We start from the raw sequence: 26,941 nt of genomic DNA, 5'->3' as shown, positions 1-26,941 counted from the left end.
ATAGAAACAGTCTTTTCTGTGTTAAGTGGTTTTATCATATCTTTGCAGTATGATACGTATTACAAAAATTTTTACATTTGAAACAGCTCACGTGCTTTACAACTACGATGGGAAGTGTAAAAATATGCATGGACATTCCTATAAGCTGTTTGTAACAGTGAAAGGAAAACCGATCAATGATATTGAAAATCCTAAAAATGGAATGGTGGTAGATTTCGGAGATATTAAAAGTATCGTAAATTCCGAAATTGTAGATGTATGGGACCATGCGGTTCTTGTAAATGCTCTGTCTCCACACAAAGAATTGGGGGATGATCTGGAACAGAAAGGGCATAAAGTAATCTATTGCAGTTTCCAGCCAACCTGTGAAAACATGTTGTATGCTATTGCTGCTAAAATAAAATCAAAACTTCCTGATGGAATTTCTTTAGCCTATCTTAAACTTCATGAGACAGAAAACTCTTATGGAGAATGGTTTGCAGAAGATAATCAATAATTTACCCCAAAACTCAGAAAGTGTTAAAGACAACAATTAGCTTAGAACCTGGAAAAAAAGTATATTTTGCTTCAGATCAGCATTTTGGAGCTCCCACTCCAGGTGAGAGCAAAGTGCGTGAAGAAAAATTTATACGCTGGATGAATGAGATCAAAGAAGATGCTCAGGTTTTGTTTTTAATGGGTGATCTTTTTGACTTCTGGCATGAGTGGAAGCATGTAGTTCCCAAAGGATATATCCGGGTATTCGGAAAAATTGCAGAGCTTAAAGACAGAGGAATTCATATCTATTTCTTTGTCGGAAACCATGATCTGTGGATGAAAGATTATCTGGAAGAGGAGATTGGCTGTACCGTTTTTTATCAGAAACAATATTTTGAAATGGGAGGAAAGCAGTTTTTGCTGGCCCATGGAGACGGGCTGGGGCCTGGCGACAAAGGATATAAAAGAATGAAAAAATTATTCACAAATCCGGTAGCACAATGGTTCTTCAAATGGCTGCATCCTGATATTGCGATGAAAGTTGCATTGTACCTTTCCCAAAAAAATAAAATGATCTCCGGAGAAGAAGACAAAGCATTTCTGGGAGAAGATAAAGAATTTCTGATCATTTATTCCAAAGAAAAGCTGAAGTCTGAAAAGATAGACTATTTCATTTATGGGCACAGACACCTGCCAATGGTGCTTGATCTGGGACAGGATTCAAAATATATTAACCTCGGAGACTGGATTTCCTATTTTACCTACGGGGTTTTTGAAAAAGATTTTGAACTGAAGACTTTTGAAAAATAAAGCAAAAAAAATTACCTCTAAAAGAGGTAACTTTCGAACGGGCCGAAACCCACTCTTGTTTTTAATCCATATTCCACTCTGGTATGTGCAAGAAGCTTACCAAAATAAGTTTTGTAGATTAAAAAATTATTAAATATCAATATTTTATCTTTATAATTGCTTTATAGTGAGGTGATAAGGCGTCTGGAAGATTATGGAATTAAAAAATATATTCAATATAAATACTGAACAGGATTTTCTGAATGCTTCATTGAAAACATTTCGTTATCAATATGAAAATGTTGAAATATACAGGAAATTTGTTGACTTTCTGAATGTTAATCCTGATGAGGTGGATAGCTTGGTGAAGATTCCGTTTTTACCGATAGAAATGTTCAAAAACCATCAGATTCTGGATAAAAATGTGACAACTGATCTGTTTTTTCAGAGTTCAGGAACAACGCAGATGAATCTCTCAAAACATTTCATTGCAGATCCGGGACTTTATGAAGAAAGTATTTATAAAAGTTTTGAACAGTTTATCGGGAAGCCGGAAGATTTTATTTTTCTGGGTTTACTTCCAAGTTATCTGGAAAAACAGCATTCATCATTGATTTATATGGTAGATTATCTGATGAAAAAATCTGCCAAACCGGAAAACGGATACTTCCTTTATAACCATTCTGATCTTTTTGAGTTATTGAATAAGCTTCAGGATAAAAAAGTAATTCTTTTCGGAGTTTCATTTGCTCTTCTTGACTTTTTAGATTACTGTCATTCTGAAAGAAGCGAAGAATCTCTGAATTTTCTTGAAAATTTAATAGTGATTGAAACCGGAGGAATGAAAGGCAGAAAAGAAGAAATGACGAAAGATGAATTGTTGAAAATCTTAAAGGATGGTCTTAAAACAGATAAAATCTACTCAGAATATTCCATGACGGAGCTGCTTTCACAAGCGTATTCCCTTGGAAATAACGAATATGTATGTCCAAACTGGATGAGAATCATGGTTCGGAATGCAGAAGATCCCCTGGCCTATGAAAAAGAAGGAAGAACCGGAGCTATTAATATCATTGATCTTGCCAATACTCATTCCTGCTCTTTTATAGCGACACAGGATTTAGGAAAAATTGTAGGCGATAAATTTCAGGTATTGGGAAGAATAGATCATTCGGATATCAGAGGATGCAGTCTGTTGGTAAGCTAGAAAAATGAACTTCAGAAAGTAATTGTGAATAGTCAATTTGCTTTGCTTGTGAATTTCAAATATGTTTCGAGATACGTGATGCTGGGTGGCGAGTACTCAATTTATTGTTTTAAATCTAAAGATAATGCGTTCATCTTAAACGCAGAGTTCGCTAAGTTTTCTATATTATTTTATAGCTTTTTCAGGCGCTATGGCGTTTCACTCAGCAAAAAAAGTCTGTCTATCTGCTTAATGAAATGCCTTTGCGAACATTTAACGACAGTAAATAAATACTTTGTAAACATTGCGTTTATAATATTGACTATTAGGAGAGCGCATTATCATTAATACTTTTTACATTGTACAATTATAACCAATGATCAAGATAGAAGAACTCATACACGCCTATATCCATTCCCATTGCGATTTTGAAAAAGAAATCGTACTGACTAACTATTTTCAGGCCGATTGGGAAGCAGATATTCTGATTATTGATTCAGAAGGGAGAAGTCATGAAATTGAGATCAAGTTTTCGAAAAGTGATTTTAAAAATGATTTTAAAAAATCATATCTCAATAAAGATACCGGAGAAAAATTTCTGAAACACGATAAAATTTCCTGTGGCGATTATATCTGTAATTCTTTTAGCTTTTTGCTCCCGATGGGAATGGTAGATGCTGCTCTTATCCCCGAACATTGCGGAATCATTGAATTTTACCATAATGCAGATACCTGGGAAACCGAATTTTATCTCATCCGTCCACCTAAAAAACTTCACGAAGACTCCTACTGGAAATTGAATGATAAAGACTTTTTTATCAGAAAAATGGCTCTAAATCTTCTGCAGCGCAAAATGGAAATCAAAGGAAAACATGAAGAACTGATCTTCAAAAATCCTTTTGACATCAAAAAACTGAAATAAGATTAAAAAAAATCTTTATTAACGCAAAATTTAATTTCTTATTGATCTGTCTTAAGGATGCAAAGAAGGAATCAATTTCATTGATTTTTATTAAGCGGTTGTAAAACCTATCACTTCATCAACGACGTAGTCGTAACCACTTTGCTCCCTTAAATAAAAAGTTTCACTTATAAAATCTTTGCGTTTACGAAAAATCAAGAACCAAAAAATAAAAAAATCCTGCCGCCTGACAGGATTTTATCATTGAATTTTATTAAAAAAATTAATCTGCAATTTCAGCAGTATCTCTCTGAAGTAAGAACTTGTAGATCAGTCCACCTACAACTCCTCCCAAAATAGGGGCTACCCAGAACAGCCAAAGCTGAGACATGGCAATTCCTCCCATGAAGACAGCCTGTGAAAGTGATCTTGCAGGGTTTACTGAAGTATTCGTAATAGGAATAGAAATCAGGTGAATCAAAGTAAGCGCAAGACCGATAGCAAGACCGGCAAATTTACCGTTGGCCCATTTATCTGTAGCTCCCATGATCACGATAAGGAAAAAGGCTGTTAATAAAAACTCAGCCAGGAACGCGGCTCCCATGCTGAAAGCTTTTCCGTTGTAAACGGCCTCTCCGTAAAAGTTCGTGGCAAAATCTCCGGGTTTTGAGAATTCTACCGCTCCCGCACCGTTTAGAATTGTATACAGGCATCCTGCTGCTACAATGGCTCCCAGACACTGGGCCACGATGTAAGGAATAAGATCTTTGGCAGGAAATCTTCCGCCTGCTAAAAGTCCAAAAGAAACTGCCGGATTAAAGTGTCCTCCTGAAATGTGGCCTACAGCATAAGCCATCGTAAGAACAGTAAGACCAAAGGCTAAAGCAACTCCTAAAAGTCCGATGCCAATGTCGGGAACGCCGGCTGCGAAAACAGCGCTTCCACACCCTCCGAAAACAAGCCAAAATGTGCCGAAAAATTCAGCGAAAAGTTTTTTTATCATGTTGTTTATTATTTATGTATCTCAAATGTAAAATTTAAATCTTAAAGTAAAAAGTTAAAACTGAAAAAAAAATTCAAAAAAGAGTGAACAAAAATTACAAAATCGGTAATTTGGTGCAAAGTTTGTTTGGGATTTATTTATAGAGTATTATAGTAGGTTTTGAAAGATATAACATAAATGTTTTATCTTTCATTTATAATTTAAAAGGATGGTGAATGAGAAAGTTTTTCTGTGTGGTCTTTGTACCCTTTATTTATAATTTACATTATTCGCAGGCAGCGAAAAAAACTTTTCCCTGCTATGATCTTACTACTGTATTGAAGGTTGAACCTACACCGCTTTACAAACCCCATCTTGATGCTTCAAAGAGTTTTGGAATACAGCTTCTGAAAGATTCCAAAACAGTACAGAAGTATATTAACAAAGGTAAATTTTACAAAATAAAAAAATCAGGGAAAGGATATCAGGTTCAGAGACTGGATTACAGCAGGGCTTATATGGTATCTAAGGCCAAAACTACCCTTGAGAAAATAGCTTCCAAGTTCAGTAAAGATACAAAAGGCGGTACTTTTACCGTTTCATCCATTACCCGTACTCTTGAAGACCAGTGCAGGCTGAGAAGAGTGAATTCTAACGCCTCACTAGGGATTAGTTCTCACAATTATGGCAATTCTTTTGACATTTCTTATATCAGATTCAACAATGTTCTGAAGTACAATCCGAAAATGGAAATAGCACTGGAGAAAGTTTTAAAGCACTATCAGAATGCCGGTAGAATATATTACATTAAAGAAAGACAACAGAGCTGTTATCATATTACAGTGAAAAATTATTAATTAAAATCTTACTTGCATAGCATGTTTAGTTTACATATTTTTATAGAACTAAAAACTATGCTTATGTCAACATTAAACATTGTAGACTACATGCTGCCTGTAGAAGAATGTAGAGCAGCATCAAACGAATGGAAAGCGTACTTCTCTGACTTTTCCAAAATTCAAAAGCTGATTCCTACCAACTATGTTTTTAATATTTCCAATGAGCACCTTGATTGGATGAAGGGCTTTAAGGATTATAAAGACTTTTGTGCAGCAGTAGGTGTTTATAGAGATCGTATGATTCTTATTTTTTATCCTATGAATAATGAAGGGGTAAAAATAGACGTCAAAGAATATCCGTACAGCTTCCTTACAGAGCTTGACAGAGACCTGAGACTACAGGAAGTTCAGGAATATACTGTTATTAAAAACGCTGTTCTTTCTAAAAATCTTGAGAGCACAGAGAAGAATGCGAATATGGGATTCCCGGTTTCCAATACACCTATTCTTGAGCAGGATATAGCGGTATCAGCTATTGAACGTTGGAGAAACGAAGGTATGGAGTGGTTTTATAAAGAATGCAGGGAAAATGAAGGCATTGGAATTTTCAGAAAATTCTATGTTCCTACCGCAGACCTTTGCCTTGAAGATGATGGTTTGCTGGGTATTACCTGTTCTTTTGGACTTAGATACAATGATATCTATGGAAAAATGCTGGTAACTCTTATTTTTATTTCTTCCCGAGCAAATCTTAGAAATGCCGAACTGGGAGCAGAGACCATTTCCAATACATATGACTGGGCAAAACCATGTCCTCCTATCTGCCGTATTCCGGATGTAGATGTAGGAAGTGGATTTTAAAAACGATAAACTGAGGAATGGCTGGACTTTATAAAGCAATTTTATTCCTGAACTATGCACTGCTTCTATCTGTTATACTGCTGGGAGCAGCAAAATACCGCATATTAAACCAAAAAGAAAAGCCGTATTTTTATTGTATTGCTTTTCTTTTTTTTATTGAACTGCTGAATCTGGCACTGCCTTATATCTTCAGACTCAATGATACATCATTTCTTTATCCCTTTTATATCGCAGGAGAGTTTTTTTTGCTGACAGGTTTATTTATCAGAAAACTGGATTGGCCGAAATATGCTCTGGGACTTACAGGTTTGCTGGCAGGAGGTTTTATGATTTCAAAATATGGGTTTGATTATCCGTCCAATGCAGATATTGCAAAGGTGGTATCCAATATTGTAATCATCTGCCTTTCCGGGTTTACCCTGATCCGTGAGATTAAAAATACCTCTGTACAGAATCAGAATCGTTTTATTCTGGTAGATGCCAGTATTTTTTTCTACTATTCCGTTTCGGTATTTATTTTTATCATCCAGCACCAGATTGCAGAACTGTCGGAAAACGATTATTATATTATTCTCAGTGCCAATAATATTCTTTCGAGTATTTTGTACTGTTCATTTTTATATACTTTTATCAGATTAAAGAAGTAACTTTAAATATCAATCTGCTGATCCTTATAATTGTTACCATAACAGTTATAGTATCCTTTATTCTGCTTGCCTACAGAGCTTTTATAACCAGAATTATCAAAGAGAAAAATGTACAGCATGAAGCCGAAGTTCTTCATCAGAAAAAATTAGTACTGGAAAACATTAAAGCGCAGGAAGAAGAAAGGAAAAGAATTGCAGTGATGATTCATGATGATATCGGAAACCGCCTCAATATTCTTTCTTTATGGTTGAATAATCTCGATACCCAGGGTGACGAGCTGATTAAAAAAAATATCTACGGTCAGATGTCTTCCCTGATTGACGCTGCCAGAAGTATTTCCCATTCATTGTACCCTGTAAATCTGGAATCGGTAGGATTGGTTTTATACGTTGAAGAACTCATAGCCAATCTTTCCCATAAAATTAATATATCCCTGCAGGTGATGCCCGGATATGAAAAGAAAGATCTTTTCGCAGAAGTGCAGCTGTACCGGATTATTCAGGAGTTTACTACCAATGTAATCAAGCATTCTGAGGCAGCCGATCTCTGGATCTATATTAAAGATTATCCTGAAAATACGGCCGTTATTATTTCGGATAACGGACAGGGTTTTGAATATGAAGAAGTGAAAAAAGGAATGGGAATAAAAAACATAGAATCCCGTATCAAATCTATGAACGCAACACACAAATGGAAAAAAACTTTTTCGAATAAAGGAAGTCGTTTAATCATAAAAATTCCAAAATATCATGAGTTCCCAAATCAAACTAGCACTGATTGATGATGAACAGCTGATCCTCGAAGGGGTAAAAATGTTGCTGTCCAATGAAAAAAATATATCGGTATGCCTTACTGCAGATAATGGCCCCGATTTTATAGATGACCTCGGAAAACTTTCAAAAAATGAATTTCCTGATATTGCCCTTGTAGATGTTCAGATGAAGCCGATGAACGGTTTTGAACTGGTCGAAATCCTGAAAGAAAAATATCCCGACCTTAAAATCATTATCCTTTCATCCCATTATAAAACCTCTATTCTTGGATATATGGTTAAGTTGGGAGTATCAGCCTTTCTTCCTAAAAACTCCGATAAAAAAACATTTATTGAGGCCATCACGATGGTTGATAAAAATGGAGTTTTCTTCACGGCAGAAGACCATCAGATGCTGTTTACTTACATGAATGGTTCTGCAAAGAAAAATTCTCTTTTTGAAACAGAAGATGAGCTTTCTGAAAGAGAAAAAGACGTGGTAAAACTCATCTGCCAGGAATTTACCAATAACGAAATAGGAGAAAAACTCTTTATCAGTCCCAGAACCGTAGAAAGCCACAGGCAGCGTATTCTGGAGAAGATAGGAGCCAAAAATACTGTGGGAATAGTGATTTATGCTATCATTAACAATATTTATTCCCTTGAAAAAATGTAATCGGATTCCGTAGAAATACGGAATTTTTTATTTGGTACTTTTCACTCTACCTAACCTTGTTTTTCTTCTGTTATTTTGAAATGTCTCTTTTAGGGATTTTATTTGAAAAAAACACAAACGGGATCTGTAATAAAAAAATTAAAGTAAAAACATGAATGGCAGTAGAGTGATTTCCGTTGGGATTTTCTTTGACGGTACAGGAAATAATGGGGTAAATATTCTTTCACCGGATAAACCGCTGAACAACAATGAGAGTTATTATGGTACGTTCACCAATATCTATAAATTATACAGTTTATTTATTGGAGATGAAAAAATATATATCGAAGGGATAGGAACCGTAACAGGCAGTGAAGATAATAATTTTGCTATGGCAACATGTGCAAATCCACCTTATGGTAACGGATATTCTTCCGATGATAAACTTCAGAAAGCGGGAGATTTTGTACAGCAGATTATTCATGATCAGACAAAAGAATACCATTTTTATATTTATGGATTCGGAAGAGGAGGAATGCTCGCAAGAACTTTCTGCAATCAGCTTTTAACTCATTATTCTCCGGGAAATTGCAGAATAAAATTTTTAGGAGCTTTTGATACGGTAGAATCCAAACCTTTTAATACTTATAATCTGAATATCCCTGCTCAGGTAGAGAATGCTTTACATATCTGCGCCGTGAATGAAAGCCGGTTTTTCTTTCCGCTTACCGGTTTTTTTGAGAACTCAAAAATAATGGAGGATCAGAAACTGGAAAATACGTCTTCCGTTTGGAAAGAAATCTTTGTGCCGGGTGATCATGCCGATATCGGAGGAGGATATCTTGAAGGGCCTCAGTCTGTTTATATTTCTACAAACTTCATTCACATTGATGATCTGCATCATTATATTTCGGATATCAGGAATGAAAAAACCAATGCTGAAGGAAATAAAATCTGGGATGCTTTGCTTTCCGGATATGAGATTGAGATCACCAATGGTCTTTCCCAGGCATATTTGTGCCGGGATAAAGTATACAATGACCTTTCAAAAGTATATGGAAAGCTGATGCTGGAAGAAACCAATGCTCAAGTATCCATTTTCAGTACAGAAAACGATGCGTATTTTGGAATAGATTATAATAAGCATCCTTTTCTCAGTTGGTTTTATATCAAAATAAGAGAATATGTAAAGGATCTTTCTGCGGGTAAAAAGCCAATCTATGATTTCGGGAAATTTGCAGACTATATCCATATTTCAGCAAATTTCGGACTTTATAGCAACAGTTTTCTGAAAAGATCCCAGCGGGAAATTACTATTGAATTGATCAATAACGGATTAAATGTTTCCAGCAGTACTTCTGTTGACCAAGCCGGCCAAACAAGGCTTTCTGCTGAGCTCCATCTGCCGGAAGACAGTTTTGTGGCAGATTTTCTCTACGGAACCAGTGTTCCCAATAATGATATATGGGATCGTTCCATTTTAAGAACACCAGCAGCTATTACATTGAATGAAATTAAGAATTAATACCAACAACTTCTCAGTTTTAAATTTAGGTTAGGGGACATCATGTTAGGTGTTCCCTTTTAATTATAAGATATCGGGCTCAAATGAGTATAAGTACTGAATTTGAAATTTGGTATGTTATACTGTAGTTTTTGGATTTTAATTCTCGTTACTTTGAATTGTTCATTTGTGAATGTTTAATAAAAAATCGAAGATAAACTCAAATCACTAAAAACAATATAATTATGAAAGTTTCAGAATGGCTTAAAAAAGCAAACAAATTGTTAGAGACTTGTGAATACCAGATCAGTATTAAAAATGGAAGTAAACCCATTACAATGTCCGAAGCTAAGACTTTGAATGAATTGCAAGTTGCAATAGGTTCCAACCATGGGATCAGACAGGTGAAATATAAAGAAGCTGAAGCAACACTTATAGAAATGATTGCTATGGTTGAAGCAGGGCAGAAAACACCGCCGCTAACGCCGGGATAAATATCTTATAAAATCACTTCACATGCAAAAGAAAGAGCTGTTCGTTTTGGGCAGCTTTTTTTATTTCTGGGCTATTCATTTCTTTTTCCGTATTTTTGCACCCGAAAATTCATTATTCATTACTAATTATTAATTAAGATGCTTTCGGTTCAAAGTTTAGGATTACACCATTCAGGAAATTATTTATTTCAAAATGTCAATTTCACCATTAAAAAGGATGATAAAGTTGGTCTCGTTGGTAAAAACGGAGCGGGAAAATCCACTTTATTGAAAATGCTTTCCGGAGAAATTAATTTCTACGAAGGAGAAGTTGTGACTGAAGGAAGTGTTACTATCGGTTTCCTAAAACAGGATCTTGATTTTGTAAAAGGAAGAACGGTTTGGGCTGAAACCATGCAGGCTTTTGAGCAGATCAACGCCTGGAAAGATGAGCTTGAAGAAGTGAATCACCAGATGACGGTAAGAACAGATTATGAAAGTGATTCCTACACGGATCTGATTAATAAAATGACCGAACTGAATGACCTTTTAATGAACCACGATGCCTACAATCTTGAAGGTGATATGGAAAAAGTGTTGTTTGGTTTAGGATTTAAAGCAGACGATTTTCAAAAAATCACCGATGAATTTTCCGGAGGGTGGAGAATGAGAATAGAATTGGCAAAATTACTTCTTCAGAAGAATGATATTATGCTTCTCGATGAGCCTACCAACCACCTGGATATGGAATCTATCATCTGGCTTGAAAACTTTTTGAAAGACTATCCTGGAGCCATTGTTCTGGTAAGTCACGATAAACAGTTTATGACAGCGGTTTGTAACCGTACTTTTGATATCAACAACAAAAAAGTTGACGACTATAAAGCCAATTATTCCAAATATCTTGTCATGAGAGAAGATCGCCGTGAAAAACTGATTCAGGCTAAAAAGAATCAGGATGCGGAGATCAAGCAGATGGAAGATAATATTAATAAGTTCCGTGCAAGTGCTACAAAAGCATCTTTTGCGCAGTCACTTATTAAAAAATTAGATAAAATAGAACGTATTGAAGTTGATAATGAAGACGTTTCAAAATTCAATATCCGTTTCGTACAGTCTATGGTTCCCGGAAAGATCATCTTTGAAGCAGAACACCTGGGAAAAGCTTACGGACAAAAACAAATCTTTGATGATGTAGACTTTATCGTTCAGAGAGGAGACAGGATTGCTCTTTTGGGGCAAAACGGACAGGGGAAAACAACTTTAGCTAAAATTTTGGCGGGAGATATTAAAGATTATTCAGGAACATGGAATCTTGGACATAACGTTAATATCGGATACTTTGCACAGAATCAGGAAGAGGTTTTAACCCCTAATAAAACGGTTCTGGAAGAAGCAGAAGATGCTGCAACGGAAGAGACAAGACCTAGAGTAAGAGACTTATTAGGATCTTTCCTTTTTCAGGGAGATGCGGTTACTAAGAAAACAAAAGTACTTTCCGGAGGAGAGAGAAACCGTCTGGCACTTTGTAAACTGTTACTTCGTCCTTTCAACACATTGATTATGGACGAACCTACCAACCACCTTGATATTCAGTCGAAGGAAATTATCAAGCTGGCACTGCAGAATTTTGAAGGTACCTTAATTGTCATCTCGCACGACAGGGAATTCCTTCAGGGGCTTTGTGATAAGATTTATGAGTTCCGTGACGGGAAAATGAAAGAATTCCTTGGAGACATCAATGAATACCTTGAATACAGACAAAAGGAAACGATCAGAGAGATTTCTGCAGAAAAAGCCAAACTTCATCAGGAAGTAAAGGTAGAACCTAAAAAAGTGGAAGAAAAACCAGCTGCTAGCAGTCAATCTTCGAATATCGTTAGTAAAGAACAGAAAAATATTCAGAATAAAATCAAGAAAGTAGAAGAGAGAATTTCCGAACTTGAAGCAAAAATAGAGGAAATGGAAGCTTCTTTTGCCAAAGAAAACCCTTCCGATGAAACCCTTGAAAAATACAATAAAACCAAGGAAGACCTGGATACAGCTCTACAGGAGTGGGAATATCTTGGTACCCAGCTTGATTAAATAAAATAGAAGTGCTTCATAAACTAAAAATTATGAAGCATTTTTTTTGTAACAAAATCCCGCTCATTTCTACTTATTATCCGTAGTTACAAGTAATTTAATAAAAGTTTAAGGAAACAATTAAATTATTTTCATAATTTTGAACCATGATTTTTAAAGAAAGCAGAAACCTAAAGAGTTTTATCTCCAAGCTATTGTTTGGAGTGTACTTCCTCGCGCTGCTTTCTCAAAGCTTTCACCATCATGATTCGGTAGACTATTTTAAGGCTTTTAATCTTAAAAAAGTTGAGAACACGGTGACGAAAGCAGTTACTAAAGAGAAAGCTGGCGACTGTCTGGCCTGCCACTTTTTGGTGACCGGACATACATTAGCTCCTGAGGAATTCAGTTTTACTTTTGAGCATTACAGCCATGAGGTAAAACAAATCATCGCCATCCAGGAGAAAATCTGGTCTCAGACCAAATTCACTTTTCAGCTTCGGGGACCGCCCGCACTTTCCTAATTCATAGATTCTATAGGGTTTAAAGTTTGATACTTAAAATTCAATGTTTAAAGTGTAAGATTTAAAGTTGTTGGAAAACAACTGATAGTTTGTAATTGATATTTAATTACAGCTTCTAACTTCTCATCAGCATTATACTTTTTTATATTGTACAACGTACATTTTACAATCAAACCCAACCCTTCCCACAAATTTTAACGACAATTGTACCTATCAAAAAAGGGTACGCAATCAATCTATTACAATGAAATTGATATATTGCCTGTTGCTGATCTTTTGCGGATCAGTATTTATAAGTGCACAAAAAACCTATACTGTAGAAGGAACCGTTCAGGATTTTCACGATAAAAGCTTATTGGAAAATGCTGTAATTAAAATCGGAAACTTCACAGCTAAAACCAATAAGAAAGGTAAATTTTCTTTTGACAAGATCCCTGCAGGGAAGTATACACTCATTGCTCAGCATCCTGATTGTGATGATTATACTGAAAATATAGGAGTTGATCAGGATGTTCAGCTGGTTATTACGCTGGAACACCATGTCAAGGATATTGAAACGGTAACGATTCATGGAAGTCATAAAAATAATGGTTCTCTGGTAGTCAAAACAGTCAATAAATCTGATATTGAGAAAAACTCTACAGATAATTTGGGGAACTTATTATCTAAAATTTCAGGAGTGACGGCCTTAAAAACCGGAAATAATATTTCGAAACCCGTTATTCATGGTCTTTATGGAAGCCGTATCAGCATTTTGAACAATGGGGTACGTCTTGCTGAGCAGGAATGGGGTGTAGAACACGCACCGAATGTTGATATCAATAACTTTCAGCATATCGATGTAATCAAAGGGGCTTCTGCCTTGAAGTATGGTAGTGATGCCATAGGTGGAGTCGTAGTAATGGAGCCCGAAGTTTTCCCTAAAAAAGATACCATAAAAGGCTCAGTAGGGCTTACCGGAATCTCCAATGGAAGAGGCATTGGCCTGGACGTGGATGTTGCCAAAGTCTGGAAAAATGGATGGGCCGTAAAGTCTGGCGGAAGTATGAAGAAGCTGGGCGATCAGAGTGCTCCGAACTATAATCTGAAAAATACAGGGATGGATTTCTCTTCCTTCAATTTTACTGTTCAGAATAATACCTATGAAAGAGGAATTTCTTTTGATTATTATCTGACCAATCAGAATATTGGGATCTTAAGAGACTCACATGTTTCAACTTCTGAAGACTATGACAGAGCAATGACTGCTAATCCCCCCATCTATTCAGGTAAGTTCAGTTATGATATTGATAATCCGAGACAGGTTATTGAACATCATATTGCAAAGGTTTCCGCTTTCAAACGATTTGAAAATATAGGAAAGCTATCTGCAACATACAGTTATCAGTATAACCACAGACAAGAATATGATATCAGAAGAGGTGAACTGAGTGATACTCCTTCACTGGACCTGGAACTGATGACACATCAGTTTAATCTTAATGATTTATTAGAAAGAGAAAAATGGTCTTTAGAAACCGGAATTGATGCAAGTTTTCAAAACAATTATTCAGATCCGGCAACCAAAGCAAGACGTCTGATCCCGAATTATGATAAATATTCTGCAGGTGCATATTCTGTTTTTAAATATAAGATCTCCCCTGAATTCAATTTTGAAGCAGGAGCGAGATATGATTTTACCCGTTATGATGTTACCAAATGGTATGATAAAAGTGACTGGGAGAAATCATATGCAGATATTTATCCACAATTTTATGTGAAAACAGATCAGAACAGAGTGCTGACACGTCCTCAGCTTAATTACAACAATGTTTCTTTCAATGCAGGTTTGGAATATCGTCCTAATGCTAATTTTGATCTGAAATTTAATTATGCAAAGGTGGGACGATCTCCGAATGTTGCTGAATTATTTTCAGATGGGCTGCATCACTCTGCAGGAGTGATCGAAACGGGAGATATGAGATTGAAAAATGAGCAGGGTCATCAGTTTAATTTAAATATAGATTCAAGGTTCAATGTTCTGAAAGGCTTGAATATTTCTGTGAATCCTTATTTCTTCATCACTAAAAACTTCATTAATGAAATTCCGGTGGGGATTAAAGGAACTATCAGAGGAGTATTCCCTGAATGGGTGTATCAGCAGATTGATGCGAAAATGTACGGAGTAGATCTGGACATCAACTGGAAACTTACGGATGATCTTACTTATGTAGGAAAGGGAAGTTATGTATATGGACAGGATGATACTCACAATGAACCGTTGATCTTAATGATGCCGCCTAATTTTTCCAATGCATTGCAGTTCAAAAAAGAGAAATGGAATAATTTCTATTTCACTGTTGAAAACCAAACTTTTGTAAAGCAAACCAGATTTCCGATTCGAAATGCATCGTTGGAGCTTTATGTCAATGGCGAATTGGTAGATAAGGAAATCGATTTCAGTACGCCGCCCAATGGATATTCACTTTGGAATATCCAAACCGGAATCAACATCAGTAAAAATCTTTCTGCAGGACTTATCGTAAATAATCTTTTCAATACTTCGTACAGAGAATATCTGAACCGTTTGAGATTCTTTGCAGATGAAGCAGGAAGAAACTTTATTTTAAATTTTAGATACAAATTCTAAAAATTTCAAAAAACAATTCAATCAAAATTTTACAATTTTAAAATTAAAAAAATGAAAAATCTATTCAATACTAAAAATATCATCAAATTATTAGCCGTTTTATTTATTACTGTTACTGCTGTTACTTCTTGTCAGAGGAATGGGTCTGCAGAAGAAGATGACCTTCCTCAGGAAGAACTTACGAATATTCTTTTGCTGGTAACAGACGATGCTGCAGGAACTACCCAGACTTATGATTACAGTATCGGGGCAGGAGGAACACCTACTATTCCGCTTACAAATGGTAAGACGTATACTGTTCAGGCAAAATTCAAAAACGGAAATGAAGATGCTACTCAGGAAATCATTGATGCTAAAAACGAGCACTTTTTAATATTTGATTTTCCAAAATCTAATATTACGGTAGAAAGAGCAGATGGAAGTGATCTTAGAAACGATGGAAAAAGAGTAGGACTAAGAACAAAGTGGACAGTGGTAAAAGCTGTTGATGGAACGGCTCCATTCTTAAAATTAACACTTATTCACTCTCCTCAAAGCGTAAATGATGCTAAATCAGGAACTGCATGGGGAAGCGTAGTAGGAGGAGAAACTGATGCTGAGGCAAAATACAACCTAAGTAATTAGGATAATTAATCTTGTTTGGACCACCGGAATTCTCCGGTGGTTTTTTATTTAACAATATTTGGCGTTATAAGTTGATTTTAAATGGGTGATTTTCATAAAAAATTCATATTTTTGCAACCTAAAATTTTAATCAATAATGAAGGTTACCGCACAAAACCATGATGACGTAAGTGCATTGCTTACAGTAACATTGGAAAAATCTGACTACAAAGAAAAAGTAGAGAAGCAGTTGATTAATTATGCTAAAAATGCGCAAGTTCCTGGATTCAGAAAAGGGAAAGTGCCTTTAAGTATGGTTAAAAAACAATATGAAGCAGGTATTGCATTCGAAGAAATCAACAGACAAGTTTCTGATGCTTTAAACAACTATGTTAATGAAAACAAATTAAGATTAGTTGGTCAGCCTGTTCCTCAGCCAGTAAACGAATTAGATTACAATGCTGATCAATTAGAAGTTGCTTTCGAAGTAGGATATGAGCCTGAATTCACTATAGATTTAGCTAAATATGAAGCACCTCACTACAAAGTAGAAGCTTCTGACAAAGAAATCAGCAAGAGTATTGAAAACATGCAGAAGCGTTTCGCTGAGCAGGTTCCTCAAGATAAAATCACTAAGGATTCTTACATTGCTTTAGAAGTTTCTCAGGTTGTGGAAGAAGATGCTGAAGGAGAGCACCACCACCACCCAAAAAACCTTACCATTACAGCTGAAAACAAAGAAGCTTTCAAATTGGTAAAAGGTTTGAAAATGGATGGATCTGTAAAAGTAACAAAAGAAACGCTTGCAGGTGATGAAGAATTAGCTAAAGAATTAGGATTCAGCAAAGAAGAAGTAGAGCACCTACACCACAATGAAGTAGAAGTAAAAGTAAAAGACTTCTATACATTAAACCTAGCTGAACTTAACCAGGACTTATTCGACAAAGTATACGGAGAAGGAAACATCAAGACTGAAGAAGAGCTTAAAGATAAAGTGAAAACTGAATTAGATGAGTACTTCCAGCAAAATGCTGATGTTCACTTTGTGAATAAAGTATTAGAGCAGGTAACTGATAAAGAAGAAGTAAAACTTCCTGAATCATTCCTTGTGAAGTGGTTATTATTCTCTAACCAGAATATCCAGTCTGAAGAACAGGCTAAAGAAATTCTTGAAGCTGAGAAAAACCAATTGAAATATCAGATCATCGAAGGTAAATTGATGACTGAAAACGAAATCAACCTTGACTATGCTGATGTATTGGCTCAGGCTGAGCAGTTAGTTAAAAATCAATTGGCAATCTACGGAATCCACCACTTAGGTGATGAAGAAATCCAAAAATATGCTGTTGAAATGTTGAAAGACCAGGAGCAGGTAAGACAAATTTCTTCTGAAGTAGCTATGGCTAAATTGAAAGATGTAATTCTTGAAAAAGCGAGCAAAAAAGAAACTAAAATTTCTCACGACGAATTTTTAGAAGAACTTAAGAAATAATTATATCCGATATAAATATTTAAAACCGTCAATTTTTTGGCGGTTTTTTTATTATAGCCCTACCTGAAAATTAATCATTCATCATCACCCACTGTTTATTCAATTCCCATTTATCATTTATCATTCATCATTTATCACTCATTACTCATTACTTATTTGTATGTCCGTCAATATTCCTATATTTACCCTTTAAACTTATTATATAATATGAAAAAGATCATCATACCGTTTTTCTGTGCTGTACTTTTCTCAGTACCGGCAGCCGCTCAGAAAAAAGCAGCCGTAGTAACTAAAACAGAAGCTGTAAAATCTAAACTAACTCCTAAAGAAGTTATTGACAATTATTTCAAAGCATTAGGAGGAAAAGATAAACTGGAAGCTGTAAAATCTACCATTACTGACAACACAGTAGCTGTACAGGGAATGGAAATCCAGATGACAACTAAGAAATTAGGAAATAAATTCAAATCCGTACAATCTTTTATGGGGAAGGAAATGATTCAGTTGTTTGACGGTGAGAAAGGATACTTTGATCAGATGGGAACTAAAACTGATATTCCTGCTGATAAAATCGCTGACCTGAAAAAAGGGAAACCCATTGATGCTCTGGCATTTGATGCTTCAAACTTCCAGACTGTATCTACAGAGAAATTAAACGGAAAAGACTATAATGTATTGTCTTCGGATAAAGGAAAGTTTTATTTCGATGCAGGAACCGGACTTTTATATAAGACGGATGCAGGAGAAGGAAATGCAACCATTAAAAGTTATATGGCCGTAGATGGAATACAGTTCCCTGCTGAACTGGATGCTGAAGGTGGAGGTCAGAAAATGACAATTAAAACGAACAAAGTTGTAATCAACTCCGGAGTTACGGATGCTGATTTTAAATAGAAAATCGCTTTTTAAGATATTTAAACCGGGTATTTCCCGGTTTTTTTTGGTATATGGATAAGTTTAACTCAAATTTAACTATAAAATGAATTCTGTAATTTCTTCAGATTGTGAATAATTGTTAGTTTTAACCCGTAAATAAAATCAAATACCATGAAAAAAGTCTTATCTTCATTTGCGGTCATCTTTTTGATGTCAGCAAATGCCTTTGGACAGAATATTCCAGTGGATCCTTCTGTGCGAATTGGTACCCTTTCCAACGGAATGAAGTACTATATCAAAAAAAATACTTTACCGGAGAAAAAAGTAGATTTCCGTCTGGCAATCAATGCCGGATCAATTCTTGAAGACGAAAATCAAAGAGGATTGGCTCACTTTATGGAGCACATGAACTTCAACGGAACCAAAAACTTTCCAGACAATAAATTAGTAGACTTTTTACAGTCTATCGGAGTGAAATTCGGACAACATCTTAATGCTTACACCAGCTTTGATGAAACGGTTTATATGCTTCCCGTTCCATTGGATAAACCGGGGAACCTGGATGCCGGACTGAAAGTAATGGAAGACTGGGCATTCAATGCAACCCTTTCCGATGAGCAGATCAATAAAGAAAGAGGAGTGGTGTTGGAAGAACTAAGATTGGGTCTTGGAGCTGATAAAAGAATGATGGATAAATATCTTCCGAAACTTTTATATAAATCTCAATATGCAGACCGACTTCCGATTGGTAAAAAAGAAGTGTTGGAAAACTTCAAACCTGATGTGATCAGAAAATTCCACCAGGATTGGTACAGACCAGATCTGATGGCAATTGTAGTCGTAGGAGATATCAATGTGGATGAAGTTGAAAAAAAGATCAAAGATAACTTCAGTAAATATAAAAACCCATCAAAATCCAGAGAAAGAAAATCTTTTGATCTTCCAAACCATAAAGAAACTCTGGTAGCGATTGAAACAGATCCTGATGCAACCAATTCTATGGTACAGTTTATCATGAAAGATGCTGATGCCTATAAACCGGATGTAACGGTAGAGCAGTACAATCAGAGTCTTGTGGAAAATCTTTCAACAACGATGCTGAACAACAGGTTGAGAGAACTGATCAACTCTACAAACCCGCCTTTTACTTTCGGATCAGTATACCACGGAGGAACTTATGCAAGAAGCAAAGAAGCTTTCCAGGGATTTGCCATGGTGAAAGAAGGAAACCAGCTGAATGCACTGAAAGTTTTACTGGAAGAAGTTGAAAGAGCAAAAAGATTTGGATTTACTCAATCTGAACTTGACAGAGCAAAATCTCAGGTGCTTTCCAACCTTGAAAGATCTTATAATAACAAAGATAAAACAGAAAGTGGTATGCTTGTAGATGAGTATGTAAGAAACTTTCTGGAGCAGGAACCAATGCCTGGAATTACATGGGAATATGAAGACACAAAATCTTTCTTACCATCGGTAACCCTTGCACAGACCAACGAAATCATCAAGAAAATGGTGAAGGATGACAGCAGGGTCATTGTTATCACAGGTCCTAAGAAAGATAATGTTGCCATGCCTACAGAAGCTATGGTTATGAATACATTTGATGCTGTAAAAATGGCTGATCTGAAGCCTTATGAAGAAAAAGCAGCTATCAAAAATTTAGTAAAACCTTTCAAATCTGAAGGGAAAATTGCTAAAACAGAAACGGATGCCAAGCTGGGAACAACAACCTGGACATTAAGCAACGGTGCTAAAGTGACTTTCAAGAAAACTGATTTTAAAGATGACGAAATTGTATTTACGGCGCGAAGCTTAGGAGGAAGCTCGCTTATTCCGGATGCCGATTACAATAAGACACAGTTTGCTTTCTCTGCATTAACAGAAGCCGGAGTAGGTGGATTTTCCAAAGCAGATCTTACCAACTATCTTGCCGGTAAGCAGGTGAATGTAAATCCTATGGTAACTTCCCTTTTCGAAGGGGTTTCCGGAAGAACAACCCAAAAAGATTTAGGAGCAGCCATGGAGCTTATGTATGCTTATTTTACAAATTTAAATTACAATCCGGCTTCCTTCAATGCTTACAAAGAAAAGCAGTCTGCCATGCTAAATAACCTGTTGTCAAATCCACAGACTTATTTTGCAAGCGAACACGCTAAATTTATGAATCAGAAGAACCCTAGATTTATCGGTCTGTTCCCAATGGAGAAAGATTGGGAGAATACAGATTATAAAAAAGCATATGACATCTATAAAGAGAAATTTGCCAATGCAGGAAACTTCCATTTCTATTTTGTAGGAAATATAGATGAAGCGAAATTTAAAGATCAGGTGCTGCAGTACATTGCAAGCCTTCCTTCATCAGGAAAGGGCGGCATGTTCAAAGATACAGGATACAGACAGATGGCCGGAGATTATACCAAGGTGTATAAAAAAGGAAAGGATCCGAAGAGTATGGTAACCATTTCTTACGCAGGAGAAGCTCCTTATAACGAAAAAGAAGCATTGGCTTTATCAGCCCTTGGAGAAGTGGCAACTATCAAAGTGATCGAAAAACTGAGAGAAGACGAAAGCGGCATCTACGGTGGAGGAGCAAGAGGAGGAATGAATAAGATTCCTTACAATTCCTACAATTTCAGCATCAGTTTCCCTTGTGGTCCTGAGAATACAGAGAAACTTACCAAAAGTGCTATTGCTGAGCTTCAGAAGCTGATTGATAATGGCCCGGAGCAGAAAGATCTGGATAAGTACAAAGAAGGAGAATACAATGATAATAAAACAGAATTGAAAGACAATATGTTCTGGATGAATGCTATTGCTAAAAACCAGCTAGACGGAAGTGATAAATATGACATCCTGAATTATCAGGAAAAAGTAAAAGCACTTACCGTAAAGGATCTTCAGGATGTAGCTAAAAAATACCTTACAAAAGGTAGAATTGTAGCCACTTTGATGCCGGAAGACGGTTGGGAAAAAGCTAAAAAAGAGGAAACTAAAAAAACAGAAGTAACTGCTGTAAAAGCAGGAGCTGCTAACTAGTCATACTTTTTACTTACAATAAGAAAACCGCAGAGAAATCTGCGGTTTTTGTTATTTAATTCAAATCCTTATCGGTTAAGAACCATATTCTTTTTTCCACTCATCAGCAGCTCCACTCAGAACATTGTAGAATTCTTCACCATATTTTCTAATCAAAGGAGTCTTTAAAAACTTATAGACAGGAACCTGAAGTTCTTTTCCAAGCGTACATGCATCGCTACATACATTCCATTCATGATAATTCAAAGCAGTGAATGCAGAATATTCCGTAACACGAATAGGGTACAGGTGGCAGGAAATCGGCTTCTGCCAGTCTACAGCACCATCCTCATAGGCTTTTTCAATACCACATTTGGTAATTCCTTTTTCGTCAAACGTTACATAAGCACATTCACGGTTCTCCACCATAGGAGTAACATACATTCCGTCGTGCGGATCAGTAGTCCATGTTCCCTGCTCTTCAAGGGCTTTGATGCCTTCCTGAGTAAGGTAAGGTTTTATTTTATCAAAAATACTGTCCAATATTTCAAGCTCGTTTTTATCCAACGGAGCCCCTACATCTCCTTCCACACAACATGCACCTTTACATTTCGTAAGGTTGCAAACAAATTCTTCGGAAAAAATTTCCTCAGAAATCAATTTATCGTCTATCTGAATCATAATTTTCTAAAATAAATCAAAAACTGTACCTGCTTTAAAGGTCAGTAAACTAATAATAATAAGCCATACACTGGCTTCACGCATCCAGTATTTAGGTAAAAATCTCATCATTCTGCTTAAAATAATACTAGAAGGAAATGCCAGTAGCAGCAGATATTCATAGCTCTTATTCATATACAGGATGATGGAAACAAGCTGTGCCATTGAAAAGACCAGCAGGAAAGTATATTTATACCTGCTTATCGGGCTTTTCTTGTTATAATTTTTAAAATGGTCATATACCGCATAAATAAGCATCAGAACCACAGGAATCAGTGGCAGAAGCTCCGTATAGTCCGTTACCGGTTTCATCTTTCCAAACGGGAAATAATCTATATTCCAGGAAGTAAACTGAACAAAATACATCACAGAGAAATAACTGAAGGTAATCAGAACAATCCCCAGCAGGAATCTGAAAAGGTTCAAGGTGATTTTAGCAGAGGTCGCAATCACGTGGATGATCACAAAAACAGCCATCGGCCACGTGGTAGGGAGAAAAATAAAGTTTAATGCTACAATAGACCCTACCAATACATACGATTTCTTTCTGATATCTTCGTCCGCACTGGTCAGAAGAAGGATAAGAAAGGAATTCGTAAGCAGTGAAACCGCAATTCCTATATCCAGATTTCCGGGATACAGCCCGAAAATGAAAAAAGTATATAGAAATAATGGAAGATGCGTCTGATAATTAAGGGCAATACTATGAAAACAAAAATATCCCAAAGCAATTCCCAGAAAAGTTATCCCGGCAACAATGGCTTCGTAAGTGTTGAAATTCAGTATGTTAAATATTACGACTACTAAAAGAAGAAAACCAATATAAACAGGAATTGAAAAAATATTGCTTTCTTTTGAAAGTAATTTAAACATTTTTTATAAATTTGTACAAAGTTAATTTAAAAAAGGAAAATAATGACGTCTTTCTTTCTATTCTTAAGTAAAGTTTTCAAATGGAGTTTCGGGTTCTTTGATAATTTCGGTAATGTTTTAAACTGGATTCTATTTGCAGTTTGCTGTGTATTATTTACTTATTGGTGCTATGTACTTGTAGTAACATTAGGTGGAGACAAAGACAAAGACTATTATTCTCCAACGGAAGGTAAGCATCCTTACTACGATCCGAATATCTACAAAAAAGAAGGTTAATTAATTGGTTATATAGTAAAAAACCGATCAGACAATATGCTCTGATCGGTTTTTTTATTACTAACGATTAAAATTTTCTTTTTCTTTAGTCGTGAATTGGAAGTACCAGAACAGGAATACTTGAACTTTTAGTAATTCCTTTGGTTAAGCTTCCCACGAATACATCATAGATTCCGCTTCTGCCATGTGATCCCATCACAATATAATCTGCATTTTTTGCCTTTGCATGTTCCAGAATGATATCTTTGGCAAGTCCTTGTTTTAAAAGGTGCTCGCAATCGATATCATGAGCAATGATTCTCTGCTCAATTTTATTAAGCTGTACAAGCTCTTCTCTGATTTCATTGGCTTCTACTTCAGGAAAATATTGAAATCCCATATCGCCAATAGCAAAGCCGATATCTGATGGCGCTACATGAATCAGGTAAATTCTGCCGTTAAGCTGTTTTGCAAATTTTATGGCACCGTCTACCAATTGGTCTGTCTTGTCCCCAAAATCTACGGGTACTACAATATTTATCATAACCTCTAATTTTGTTACCTAAAGATAGGAAAAATTTGTCAGACTCTGATGTTAAATACTTATAATATTCGGATATCAAGGATTTTTTCTTCCTCAAGATAAGCTTCCAGAATGTCATTTTCTTCCACTTTTCCAACCCCTTTTGGAGTGCCGGTGAAGATAAGGTCACCAACTCTTAACGTAAAATACTGAGAAGCAAAGGCAATAATATCATCAAAATTGAACATCATATCTTTTGTATTGCCATCCTGTACCTTCTCTTTGTTCTTTAACAATGAAAACTGAAGGCTCTCAAGGCTGAAGTTCTCCTTTTTGAAGAAACTGCTTACTACTGCAGAACCATCAAAACCTTTAGCAAGCTCCCATGGAAGCCCTTTTGATTTTAGTTCACTCTGAAGGTCTCTGGCTGTGAAATCTATTCCCAGACCTATTTCCTCATAATGCTTATTGGCCGTTTCTTTCTGGATATATTTTCCACCTTTGGAAATTTTTAATACCACTTCAAGTTCATAGTGAATATCATTTGAGAATTCAGGGATGTAGAAGTCATTTCCCTTTAGAACGGCTGTATCCGGTTTCATAAAAATAACAGGATTCTCAGGAATTTCATTTCCTAATTCTTTCGCGTGTTCGCTATAGTTTCTTCCTATGCAGATGATTTTCATAACTTAATTAATTTACTTTACCTTTAAAATATCCTTTACCTTCTTCTATATATTTTTCAGGACCATATCTTCTTTGAACTTTGGGTTCAGTATATCCGAAGATGCTATCTCCTTTTTGATAAGATTCTTTATCCAGAATAAGTTTACTGCCCAAAACTTTATAATATTCTCCTGTGTCCAAAAAATCAAAAAGCTTTCTATCGTCAGTATAAGAATAGGGCGAGATTTTATATCTATTTTGGAAAATATCTATCTGAAAACCACCACCGCTGAAACCATCTCCAACAGAAAATGTAACGTTTAGCATTGGATTTTCATTAATAGAGCAACTATAATATGCTGGACTTATACTGTCTGATTTTGTCTTAAAATCATTGGTTTTAATATCTTCACCCTCTGAACCCCAGATACTTGTTTGCTTTTGCTGATCAAAAGATTTAAAAAGAGGTTTCTGGCTTAAACTATGATCAACTTCTACGCTGTTCCACACCAATAAGAACTTTCCTATTATGAAAACAAGAAAGCCAAGAATAACAACGAGAAAAATCTTTCCAATTTTTTTGACCATATTAAATCTTAATGGGAGAACTCATTTCCGCAATAATAACATTTGAATTTATGACTTGTCAGAAAAGAAATTCCAAAGAAGCTGGTGGCGCTGTCATCCCTGTAAATATGATTGGAACCGCATTTCGGGCAGACAAAATCAAACTCAGGATCTTCAATAGTGTGTTCTACTTCCAACGAATATTGTTCATTGTCTTTATAATCCTGCAATACCTCTTTGGCTTTCTCAAGATCTTCTTCAAAAACCTGAAGCTGTATCCCGCCTACAGCCTGCGACAGAAGCCAATCCGATTGGATTAGCTGTTCATTCGCAATGAAGCTGTTGATATCGTTTTCAGCCAATATCTGTTTGTCCCTGTTAGCTTCAAGGGCAGTTTCATAAAATTTAAAACGAACCAGATCAGACATATTTAAAATCTGCTTGAGAGTTGAATTTTTGTGAAAATCTTCTTCGTATACAACGGAAAGTCAGCATTCTGAAGCCATCCGAAATATCCTAAATCCTTTTGGAATACCGCTTTCACACCCTGGCCTTTATATTTTCCAAAGTTGAAAACTTCTTCCATTTTTTCGTTATATCCGATAAATCCTGCAAGATCTGCATTTTTATTATGGAATGTAAACTCGCTTAATGGTGCTATTTCATTCGGAATATCATCATATTTTCCTACTTGTGCATCCAGAACTTCAAAGGTTGCCATTACATCAGCCTCTGCAGAATGGGCATTTTCCAGTGTTTTTCCACAGTAAAACTGATAAGCCGCTCCTAAATTTCTAGGTTCTTTTTTGTGGAAAATAGTCTGTGCATCTACCAATCTGAATTTACTCAGATCAAAATCCATTCCTACTCTTAAAAGCTCTTCAGCCAAAAGCGGAACATCAAATCGGTTGGAATTAAACCCTCCCAGATCACTTCCGGTAATCATTTCCATAATTTTAGAAGCTATATCTCTGAAGGTAGGTGCATCTTTTACATCCTCATCATAAATTCCGTGGATCTCGCTGCTTTCTTTAGGAATAAGCATTTCCGGGTTGACACGCCATGTTTTGCTTTCTCTGGAAGCATCAGGATTTACTTTTAAGATACAGATTTCAACAATTCTGTCTTTTCCGATGTTGGTTCCTGTTGTTTCAAGGTCAAAAATACAAAGTGGTTTATGGAGTTTTAAATTCATGTTGATCATTAATAATTTGAAAAATGTGTTTTATTTAAAATAAGGTGATAAAACCTTATGTAGATTCTTTAATTTCTATTTTAACTGTCCCTGGAAAACAAGAGACACCAGTATATAATAAATAACAAGCATCGGAATTCCTACCACCTGAAATAGGGCAAGAATAGCAATACCTCCTACCAGTAATACAACTTTAGGATAATTGTCTTTTAATTGTTTGGATTTGAATTTCATAGCCATCATCTTAATCGGGCTGATCAGAAACCAAGACGTAAGAAGTGTCAGTAAGATCAACAAGAGTTCATTATCGAACAAAAAACTAAAAGTTCCGGTTTCTTTAAACGCATAATAAAGACCGAACAATAAAACAGTATTGGTTGGTGTATTCAATCCTTTGAAATAATAACGCTGCTCTTCATCCAGGTTGAAAATGGCAAGCCTCAGGCAGGAAAATACCGTAACGATCAATCCAATATATTTAATTTCAAACGGAAAATGAATCCCAAGAAGCTCAGCACCAAACGGTTCAAGAGCTTTATACATCGTAAGTCCCGGAATGACTCCAAAGCTTACCATATCCGCAAGAGAATCCAGCTGAAGTCCCAGATTGGAGTTTGATTTTAAAGCTCTGGCTACAAAGCCGTCAAAAAAATCGAAAATAGCAGAGAGAATAAGACAGATCGCAGTCGTCTGATAATCTCCTAAAATTAGATGTATTGCTCCTACACAGCCTGCAAATAAATTAGCCAGGGTTAAGGCATTGGCCAGATTATTCTTTATAAAATCCATAACCACAAAATTACAGTTTTTAAAAATTCTAACTCAAAATAATCTGCACTAAAAAATGCATTAAAGTGTTTTTGATGTAAATTT

General features: G+C 35.9%; 28 protein-coding genes. 19 read left to right on the top strand and 9 right to left on the bottom strand.

Annotation, left to right across the window (positions count from 1 at the left end):
* Positions 1 to 49: 49 nt before the first annotated feature.
* From FN817_RS09745 to FN817_RS09730, 4 genes are all read left to right on the top strand, one after another.
* Positions 50 to 496: a 6-pyruvoyl trahydropterin synthase family protein gene (locus tag FN817_RS09745; RefSeq protein ID WP_142717749.1), complete on the top strand. Its 447-nt coding sequence runs from the start codon at positions 50 to 52 to the stop codon at positions 494 to 496.
* A gap of 20 nt (positions 497 to 516) precedes the next feature.
* Positions 517 to 1,287, top strand: coding sequence for a UDP-2,3-diacylglucosamine diphosphatase (locus FN817_RS09740; RefSeq protein ID WP_142717748.1), 771 nt, complete (start codon positions 517 to 519; stop codon positions 1,285 to 1,287).
* Positions 1,288 to 1,480: 193 nt separating this feature from the next.
* Positions 1,481 to 2,473, top strand: coding sequence for a LuxE/PaaK family acyltransferase (locus FN817_RS09735; RefSeq protein WP_142717747.1), 993 nt, complete (start codon positions 1,481 to 1,483; stop codon positions 2,471 to 2,473).
* A 355-nt stretch (positions 2,474 to 2,828) separates the two neighbouring features.
* A complete protein-coding gene (locus FN817_RS09730) occupies positions 2,829 to 3,374 on the top strand; it encodes a hypothetical protein (protein WP_047420709.1) in 546 nt (181 codons plus the stop codon).
* A 262-nt stretch (positions 3,375 to 3,636) separates the two neighbouring features.
* On the opposite strand, the gene aqpZ is transcribed toward FN817_RS09730, so the two are convergent.
* A complete protein-coding gene (gene aqpZ / locus FN817_RS09725) occupies positions 3,637 to 4,353 on the bottom strand; it encodes an aquaporin Z (protein ID WP_034696881.1) in 717 nt (238 codons plus the stop codon).
* 218 nt (positions 4,354 to 4,571) lie between these two features.
* On the opposite strand from aqpZ, the gene FN817_RS09715 reads away from it, so the two are divergent.
* From FN817_RS09715 to FN817_RS09650, 14 genes are all read left to right on the top strand, one after another.
* Positions 4,572 to 5,192 carry a DUF5715 family protein gene (locus FN817_RS09715; protein WP_167498840.1) on the top strand — a complete coding sequence of 207 codons (621 nt, stop codon included), beginning with the start codon at positions 4,572 to 4,574 and terminating at the stop codon, positions 5,190 to 5,192.
* 63 nt (positions 5,193 to 5,255) lie between these two features.
* Entirely contained in the window at positions 5,256 to 6,035 is a 780-nt protein-coding gene (locus tag FN817_RS09710) for a hypothetical protein (protein WP_228451515.1), read from the top strand.
* A 17-nt stretch (positions 6,036 to 6,052) separates the two neighbouring features.
* A complete protein-coding gene (locus FN817_RS09705; RefSeq protein ID WP_142717744.1) occupies positions 6,053 to 6,682 on the top strand; it encodes a hypothetical protein in 630 nt (209 codons plus the stop codon).
* A 200-nt stretch (positions 6,683 to 6,882) separates the two neighbouring features.
* Positions 6,883 to 7,464 carry a sensor histidine kinase gene (locus FN817_RS09700; protein WP_228451514.1) on the top strand — a complete coding sequence of 194 codons (582 nt, stop codon included), beginning with the start codon at positions 6,883 to 6,885 and terminating at the stop codon, positions 7,462 to 7,464.
* The gene (locus FN817_RS09695; RefSeq protein WP_142717742.1) at positions 7,433 to 8,110 is read left to right on the top strand and encodes a response regulator transcription factor; all 678 of its coding nucleotides are present in this window, start codon (positions 7,433 to 7,435) and stop codon (positions 8,108 to 8,110) included. Before FN817_RS09700 ends, FN817_RS09695 begins: the two co-directional genes overlap by 32 nt.
* Before the next feature lie 151 nt (positions 8,111 to 8,261).
* Complete coding sequence (locus FN817_RS09690) at positions 8,262 to 9,614, top strand: T6SS phospholipase effector Tle1-like catalytic domain-containing protein (RefSeq protein WP_142717741.1); 1,353 nt, start codon at positions 8,262 to 8,264, stop codon at positions 9,612 to 9,614.
* A gap of 224 nt (positions 9,615 to 9,838) precedes the next feature.
* A complete protein-coding gene (locus tag FN817_RS09685) occupies positions 9,839 to 10,087 on the top strand; it encodes a hypothetical protein (protein WP_142717740.1) in 249 nt (82 codons plus the stop codon).
* Positions 10,088 to 10,225: 138 nt separating this feature from the next.
* Positions 10,226 to 12,151, top strand: a complete 1,926-nt coding sequence (locus FN817_RS09680) for an ABC-F family ATP-binding cassette domain-containing protein (protein ID WP_142717739.1) — start codon at positions 10,226 to 10,228, stop codon at positions 12,149 to 12,151.
* A 146-nt stretch (positions 12,152 to 12,297) separates the two neighbouring features.
* Positions 12,298 to 12,654, top strand: a complete 357-nt coding sequence (locus tag FN817_RS09675; protein WP_167498839.1) for a hypothetical protein — start codon at positions 12,298 to 12,300, stop codon at positions 12,652 to 12,654.
* A gap of 244 nt (positions 12,655 to 12,898) precedes the next feature.
* Complete coding sequence (locus FN817_RS09670; protein WP_142717738.1) at positions 12,899 to 15,283, top strand: TonB-dependent receptor; 2,385 nt, start codon at positions 12,899 to 12,901, stop codon at positions 15,281 to 15,283.
* Positions 15,284 to 15,334: 51 nt separating this feature from the next.
* Positions 15,335 to 15,907, top strand: a complete 573-nt coding sequence (locus tag FN817_RS09665; RefSeq protein ID WP_142717737.1) for a hypothetical protein — start codon at positions 15,335 to 15,337, stop codon at positions 15,905 to 15,907.
* Between the two features lie 136 nt (positions 15,908 to 16,043).
* Positions 16,044 to 17,378 (top strand): trigger factor, encoded by a 1,335-nt coding sequence (locus FN817_RS09660; RefSeq protein WP_142717736.1) that lies wholly within the window; start codon positions 16,044 to 16,046, stop codon positions 17,376 to 17,378.
* A 207-nt stretch (positions 17,379 to 17,585) separates the two neighbouring features.
* Positions 17,586 to 18,272, top strand: a complete 687-nt coding sequence (locus FN817_RS09655) for a hypothetical protein (RefSeq protein WP_047420697.1) — start codon at positions 17,586 to 17,588, stop codon at positions 18,270 to 18,272.
* A gap of 153 nt (positions 18,273 to 18,425) precedes the next feature.
* Entirely contained in the window at positions 18,426 to 21,290 is a 2,865-nt protein-coding gene (locus FN817_RS09650; RefSeq protein ID WP_142717735.1) for a M16 family metallopeptidase, read from the top strand.
* Positions 21,291 to 21,365: 75 nt separating this feature from the next.
* On the opposite strand, the gene FN817_RS09645 is transcribed toward FN817_RS09650, so the two are convergent.
* Both FN817_RS09645 and FN817_RS09640 read right to left on the bottom strand, forming a co-directional pair.
* Positions 21,366 to 21,950 carry a DUF3109 family protein gene (locus tag FN817_RS09645; RefSeq protein ID WP_047378893.1) on the bottom strand — a complete coding sequence of 195 codons (585 nt, stop codon included), beginning with the start codon at positions 21,948 to 21,950 and terminating at the stop codon, positions 21,366 to 21,368.
* A gap of 6 nt (positions 21,951 to 21,956) precedes the next feature.
* Positions 21,957 to 22,862 carry a DUF6427 family protein gene (locus FN817_RS09640; protein ID WP_047378892.1) on the bottom strand — a complete coding sequence of 302 codons (906 nt, stop codon included), beginning with the start codon at positions 22,860 to 22,862 and terminating at the stop codon, positions 21,957 to 21,959.
* Between the two features lie 42 nt (positions 22,863 to 22,904).
* Between FN817_RS09640 and FN817_RS09635 the strand changes: the two genes are divergently transcribed.
* On the top strand, positions 22,905 to 23,138 hold the full coding sequence (locus FN817_RS09635) for a DUF6341 family protein (protein WP_047378891.1): 234 nt from the start codon (positions 22,905 to 22,907) through the stop codon (positions 23,136 to 23,138).
* Positions 23,139 to 23,223: 85 nt separating this feature from the next.
* Here FN817_RS09635 and FN817_RS09630 read toward each other — a convergent pair whose 3' ends face one another.
* The 6 genes from FN817_RS09630 to FN817_RS09605 form a co-directional block, all read right to left on the bottom strand.
* On the bottom strand, positions 23,224 to 23,661 hold the full coding sequence (locus FN817_RS09630) for a universal stress protein (RefSeq protein ID WP_142717734.1): 438 nt from the start codon (positions 23,659 to 23,661) through the stop codon (positions 23,224 to 23,226).
* Between the two features lie 59 nt (positions 23,662 to 23,720).
* Positions 23,721 to 24,326: a fumarylacetoacetate hydrolase family protein gene (locus FN817_RS09625; RefSeq protein WP_142717733.1), complete on the bottom strand. Its 606-nt coding sequence runs from the start codon at positions 24,324 to 24,326 to the stop codon at positions 23,721 to 23,723.
* Between the two features lie 7 nt (positions 24,327 to 24,333).
* Positions 24,334 to 24,894: a hypothetical protein gene (locus tag FN817_RS09620; RefSeq protein ID WP_142717732.1), complete on the bottom strand. Its 561-nt coding sequence runs from the start codon at positions 24,892 to 24,894 to the stop codon at positions 24,334 to 24,336.
* Between the two features lie 8 nt (positions 24,895 to 24,902).
* On the bottom strand, positions 24,903 to 25,301 hold the full coding sequence (locus tag FN817_RS09615; RefSeq protein WP_142717731.1) for a putative signal transducing protein: 399 nt from the start codon (positions 25,299 to 25,301) through the stop codon (positions 24,903 to 24,905).
* A 2-nt stretch (positions 25,302 to 25,303) separates the two neighbouring features.
* Complete coding sequence (locus FN817_RS09610) at positions 25,304 to 26,068, bottom strand: 3'-5' exonuclease (RefSeq protein WP_047434759.1); 765 nt, start codon at positions 26,066 to 26,068, stop codon at positions 25,304 to 25,306.
* A gap of 75 nt (positions 26,069 to 26,143) precedes the next feature.
* The gene (locus FN817_RS09605; RefSeq protein ID WP_142717730.1) at positions 26,144 to 26,857 is read right to left on the bottom strand and encodes a CDP-alcohol phosphatidyltransferase family protein; all 714 of its coding nucleotides are present in this window, start codon (positions 26,855 to 26,857) and stop codon (positions 26,144 to 26,146) included.
* Positions 26,858 to 26,941: the final 84 nt, after the last annotated feature.

The sequence above is a fragment of the Chryseobacterium rhizoplanae genome, from assembly GCF_900182655.1.
Taxonomy (GTDB): domain Bacteria; phylum Bacteroidota; class Bacteroidia; order Flavobacteriales; family Weeksellaceae; genus Chryseobacterium; species Chryseobacterium rhizoplanae.
The sequence above is the reverse complement of the archived record's forward strand: the minus strand, read 5'-3'. Positions and strand labels throughout refer to the sequence as shown.

Excerpts from the sequence above, each read along its gene's own strand:
- FN817_RS09735 (WP_142717747.1), top strand. The coding sequence starts at position 1,481 with ATGGAATTAAAAAATATATTCAATATAAATACTGAACAGGATTTTCTG.
- FN817_RS09710 (WP_228451515.1), top strand. The coding sequence starts at position 5,256 with ATGTCAACATTAAACATTGTAGACTACATGCTGCCTGTAGAAGAATGT.
- FN817_RS09645 (WP_047378893.1), bottom strand. The coding sequence starts at position 21,950 with ATGATTCAGATAGACGATAAATTGATTTCTGAGGAAATTTTTTCCGAA.
- FN817_RS09665 (WP_142717737.1), top strand. The coding sequence starts at position 15,335 with ATGAAAAATCTATTCAATACTAAAAATATCATCAAATTATTAGCCGTT.
- FN817_RS09615 (WP_142717731.1), bottom strand. The coding sequence starts at position 25,301 with ATGTCTGATCTGGTTCGTTTTAAATTTTATGAAACTGCCCTTGAAGCT.
- FN817_RS09620 (WP_142717732.1), bottom strand. The coding sequence starts at position 24,894 with ATGGTCAAAAAAATTGGAAAGATTTTTCTCGTTGTTATTCTTGGCTTT.
- FN817_RS09670 (WP_142717738.1), top strand. The coding sequence starts at position 12,899 with ATGAAATTGATATATTGCCTGTTGCTGATCTTTTGCGGATCAGTATTT.
- FN817_RS09675 (WP_167498839.1), top strand. The coding sequence starts at position 12,298 with ATGATTTTTAAAGAAAGCAGAAACCTAAAGAGTTTTATCTCCAAGCTA.
- FN817_RS09700 (WP_228451514.1), top strand. The coding sequence starts at position 6,883 with ATGATTCATGATGATATCGGAAACCGCCTCAATATTCTTTCTTTATGG.
- FN817_RS09630 (WP_142717734.1), bottom strand. The coding sequence starts at position 23,661 with ATGATAAATATTGTAGTACCCGTAGATTTTGGGGACAAGACAGACCAA.
- FN817_RS09650 (WP_142717735.1), top strand. The coding sequence starts at position 18,426 with ATGAAAAAAGTCTTATCTTCATTTGCGGTCATCTTTTTGATGTCAGCA.
- FN817_RS09660 (WP_142717736.1), top strand. The coding sequence starts at position 16,044 with ATGAAGGTTACCGCACAAAACCATGATGACGTAAGTGCATTGCTTACA.
- FN817_RS09680 (WP_142717739.1), top strand. The coding sequence starts at position 10,226 with ATGCTTTCGGTTCAAAGTTTAGGATTACACCATTCAGGAAATTATTTA.
- FN817_RS09705 (WP_142717744.1), top strand. The coding sequence starts at position 6,053 with ATGGCTGGACTTTATAAAGCAATTTTATTCCTGAACTATGCACTGCTT.
- FN817_RS09690 (WP_142717741.1), top strand. The coding sequence starts at position 8,262 with ATGAATGGCAGTAGAGTGATTTCCGTTGGGATTTTCTTTGACGGTACA.
- FN817_RS09610 (WP_047434759.1), bottom strand. The coding sequence starts at position 26,068 with ATGAATTTAAAACTCCATAAACCACTTTGTATTTTTGACCTTGAAACA.
- FN817_RS09640 (WP_047378892.1), bottom strand. The coding sequence starts at position 22,862 with ATGTTTAAATTACTTTCAAAAGAAAGCAATATTTTTTCAATTCCTGTT.
- FN817_RS09715 (WP_167498840.1), top strand. The coding sequence starts at position 4,572 with ATGAGAAAGTTTTTCTGTGTGGTCTTTGTACCCTTTATTTATAATTTA.
- FN817_RS09685 (WP_142717740.1), top strand. The coding sequence starts at position 9,839 with ATGAAAGTTTCAGAATGGCTTAAAAAAGCAAACAAATTGTTAGAGACT.
- FN817_RS09655 (WP_047420697.1), top strand. The coding sequence starts at position 17,586 with ATGAAAAAGATCATCATACCGTTTTTCTGTGCTGTACTTTTCTCAGTA.
- FN817_RS09605 (WP_142717730.1), bottom strand. The coding sequence starts at position 26,857 with ATGGATTTTATAAAGAATAATCTGGCCAATGCCTTAACCCTGGCTAAT.
- FN817_RS09730 (WP_047420709.1), top strand. The coding sequence starts at position 2,829 with ATGATCAAGATAGAAGAACTCATACACGCCTATATCCATTCCCATTGC.
- FN817_RS09695 (WP_142717742.1), top strand. The coding sequence starts at position 7,433 with ATGAGTTCCCAAATCAAACTAGCACTGATTGATGATGAACAGCTGATC.
- FN817_RS09635 (WP_047378891.1), top strand. The coding sequence starts at position 22,905 with ATGACGTCTTTCTTTCTATTCTTAAGTAAAGTTTTCAAATGGAGTTTC.
- FN817_RS09745 (WP_142717749.1), top strand. The coding sequence starts at position 50 with ATGATACGTATTACAAAAATTTTTACATTTGAAACAGCTCACGTGCTT.
- FN817_RS09625 (WP_142717733.1), bottom strand. The coding sequence starts at position 24,326 with ATGAAAATCATCTGCATAGGAAGAAACTATAGCGAACACGCGAAAGAA.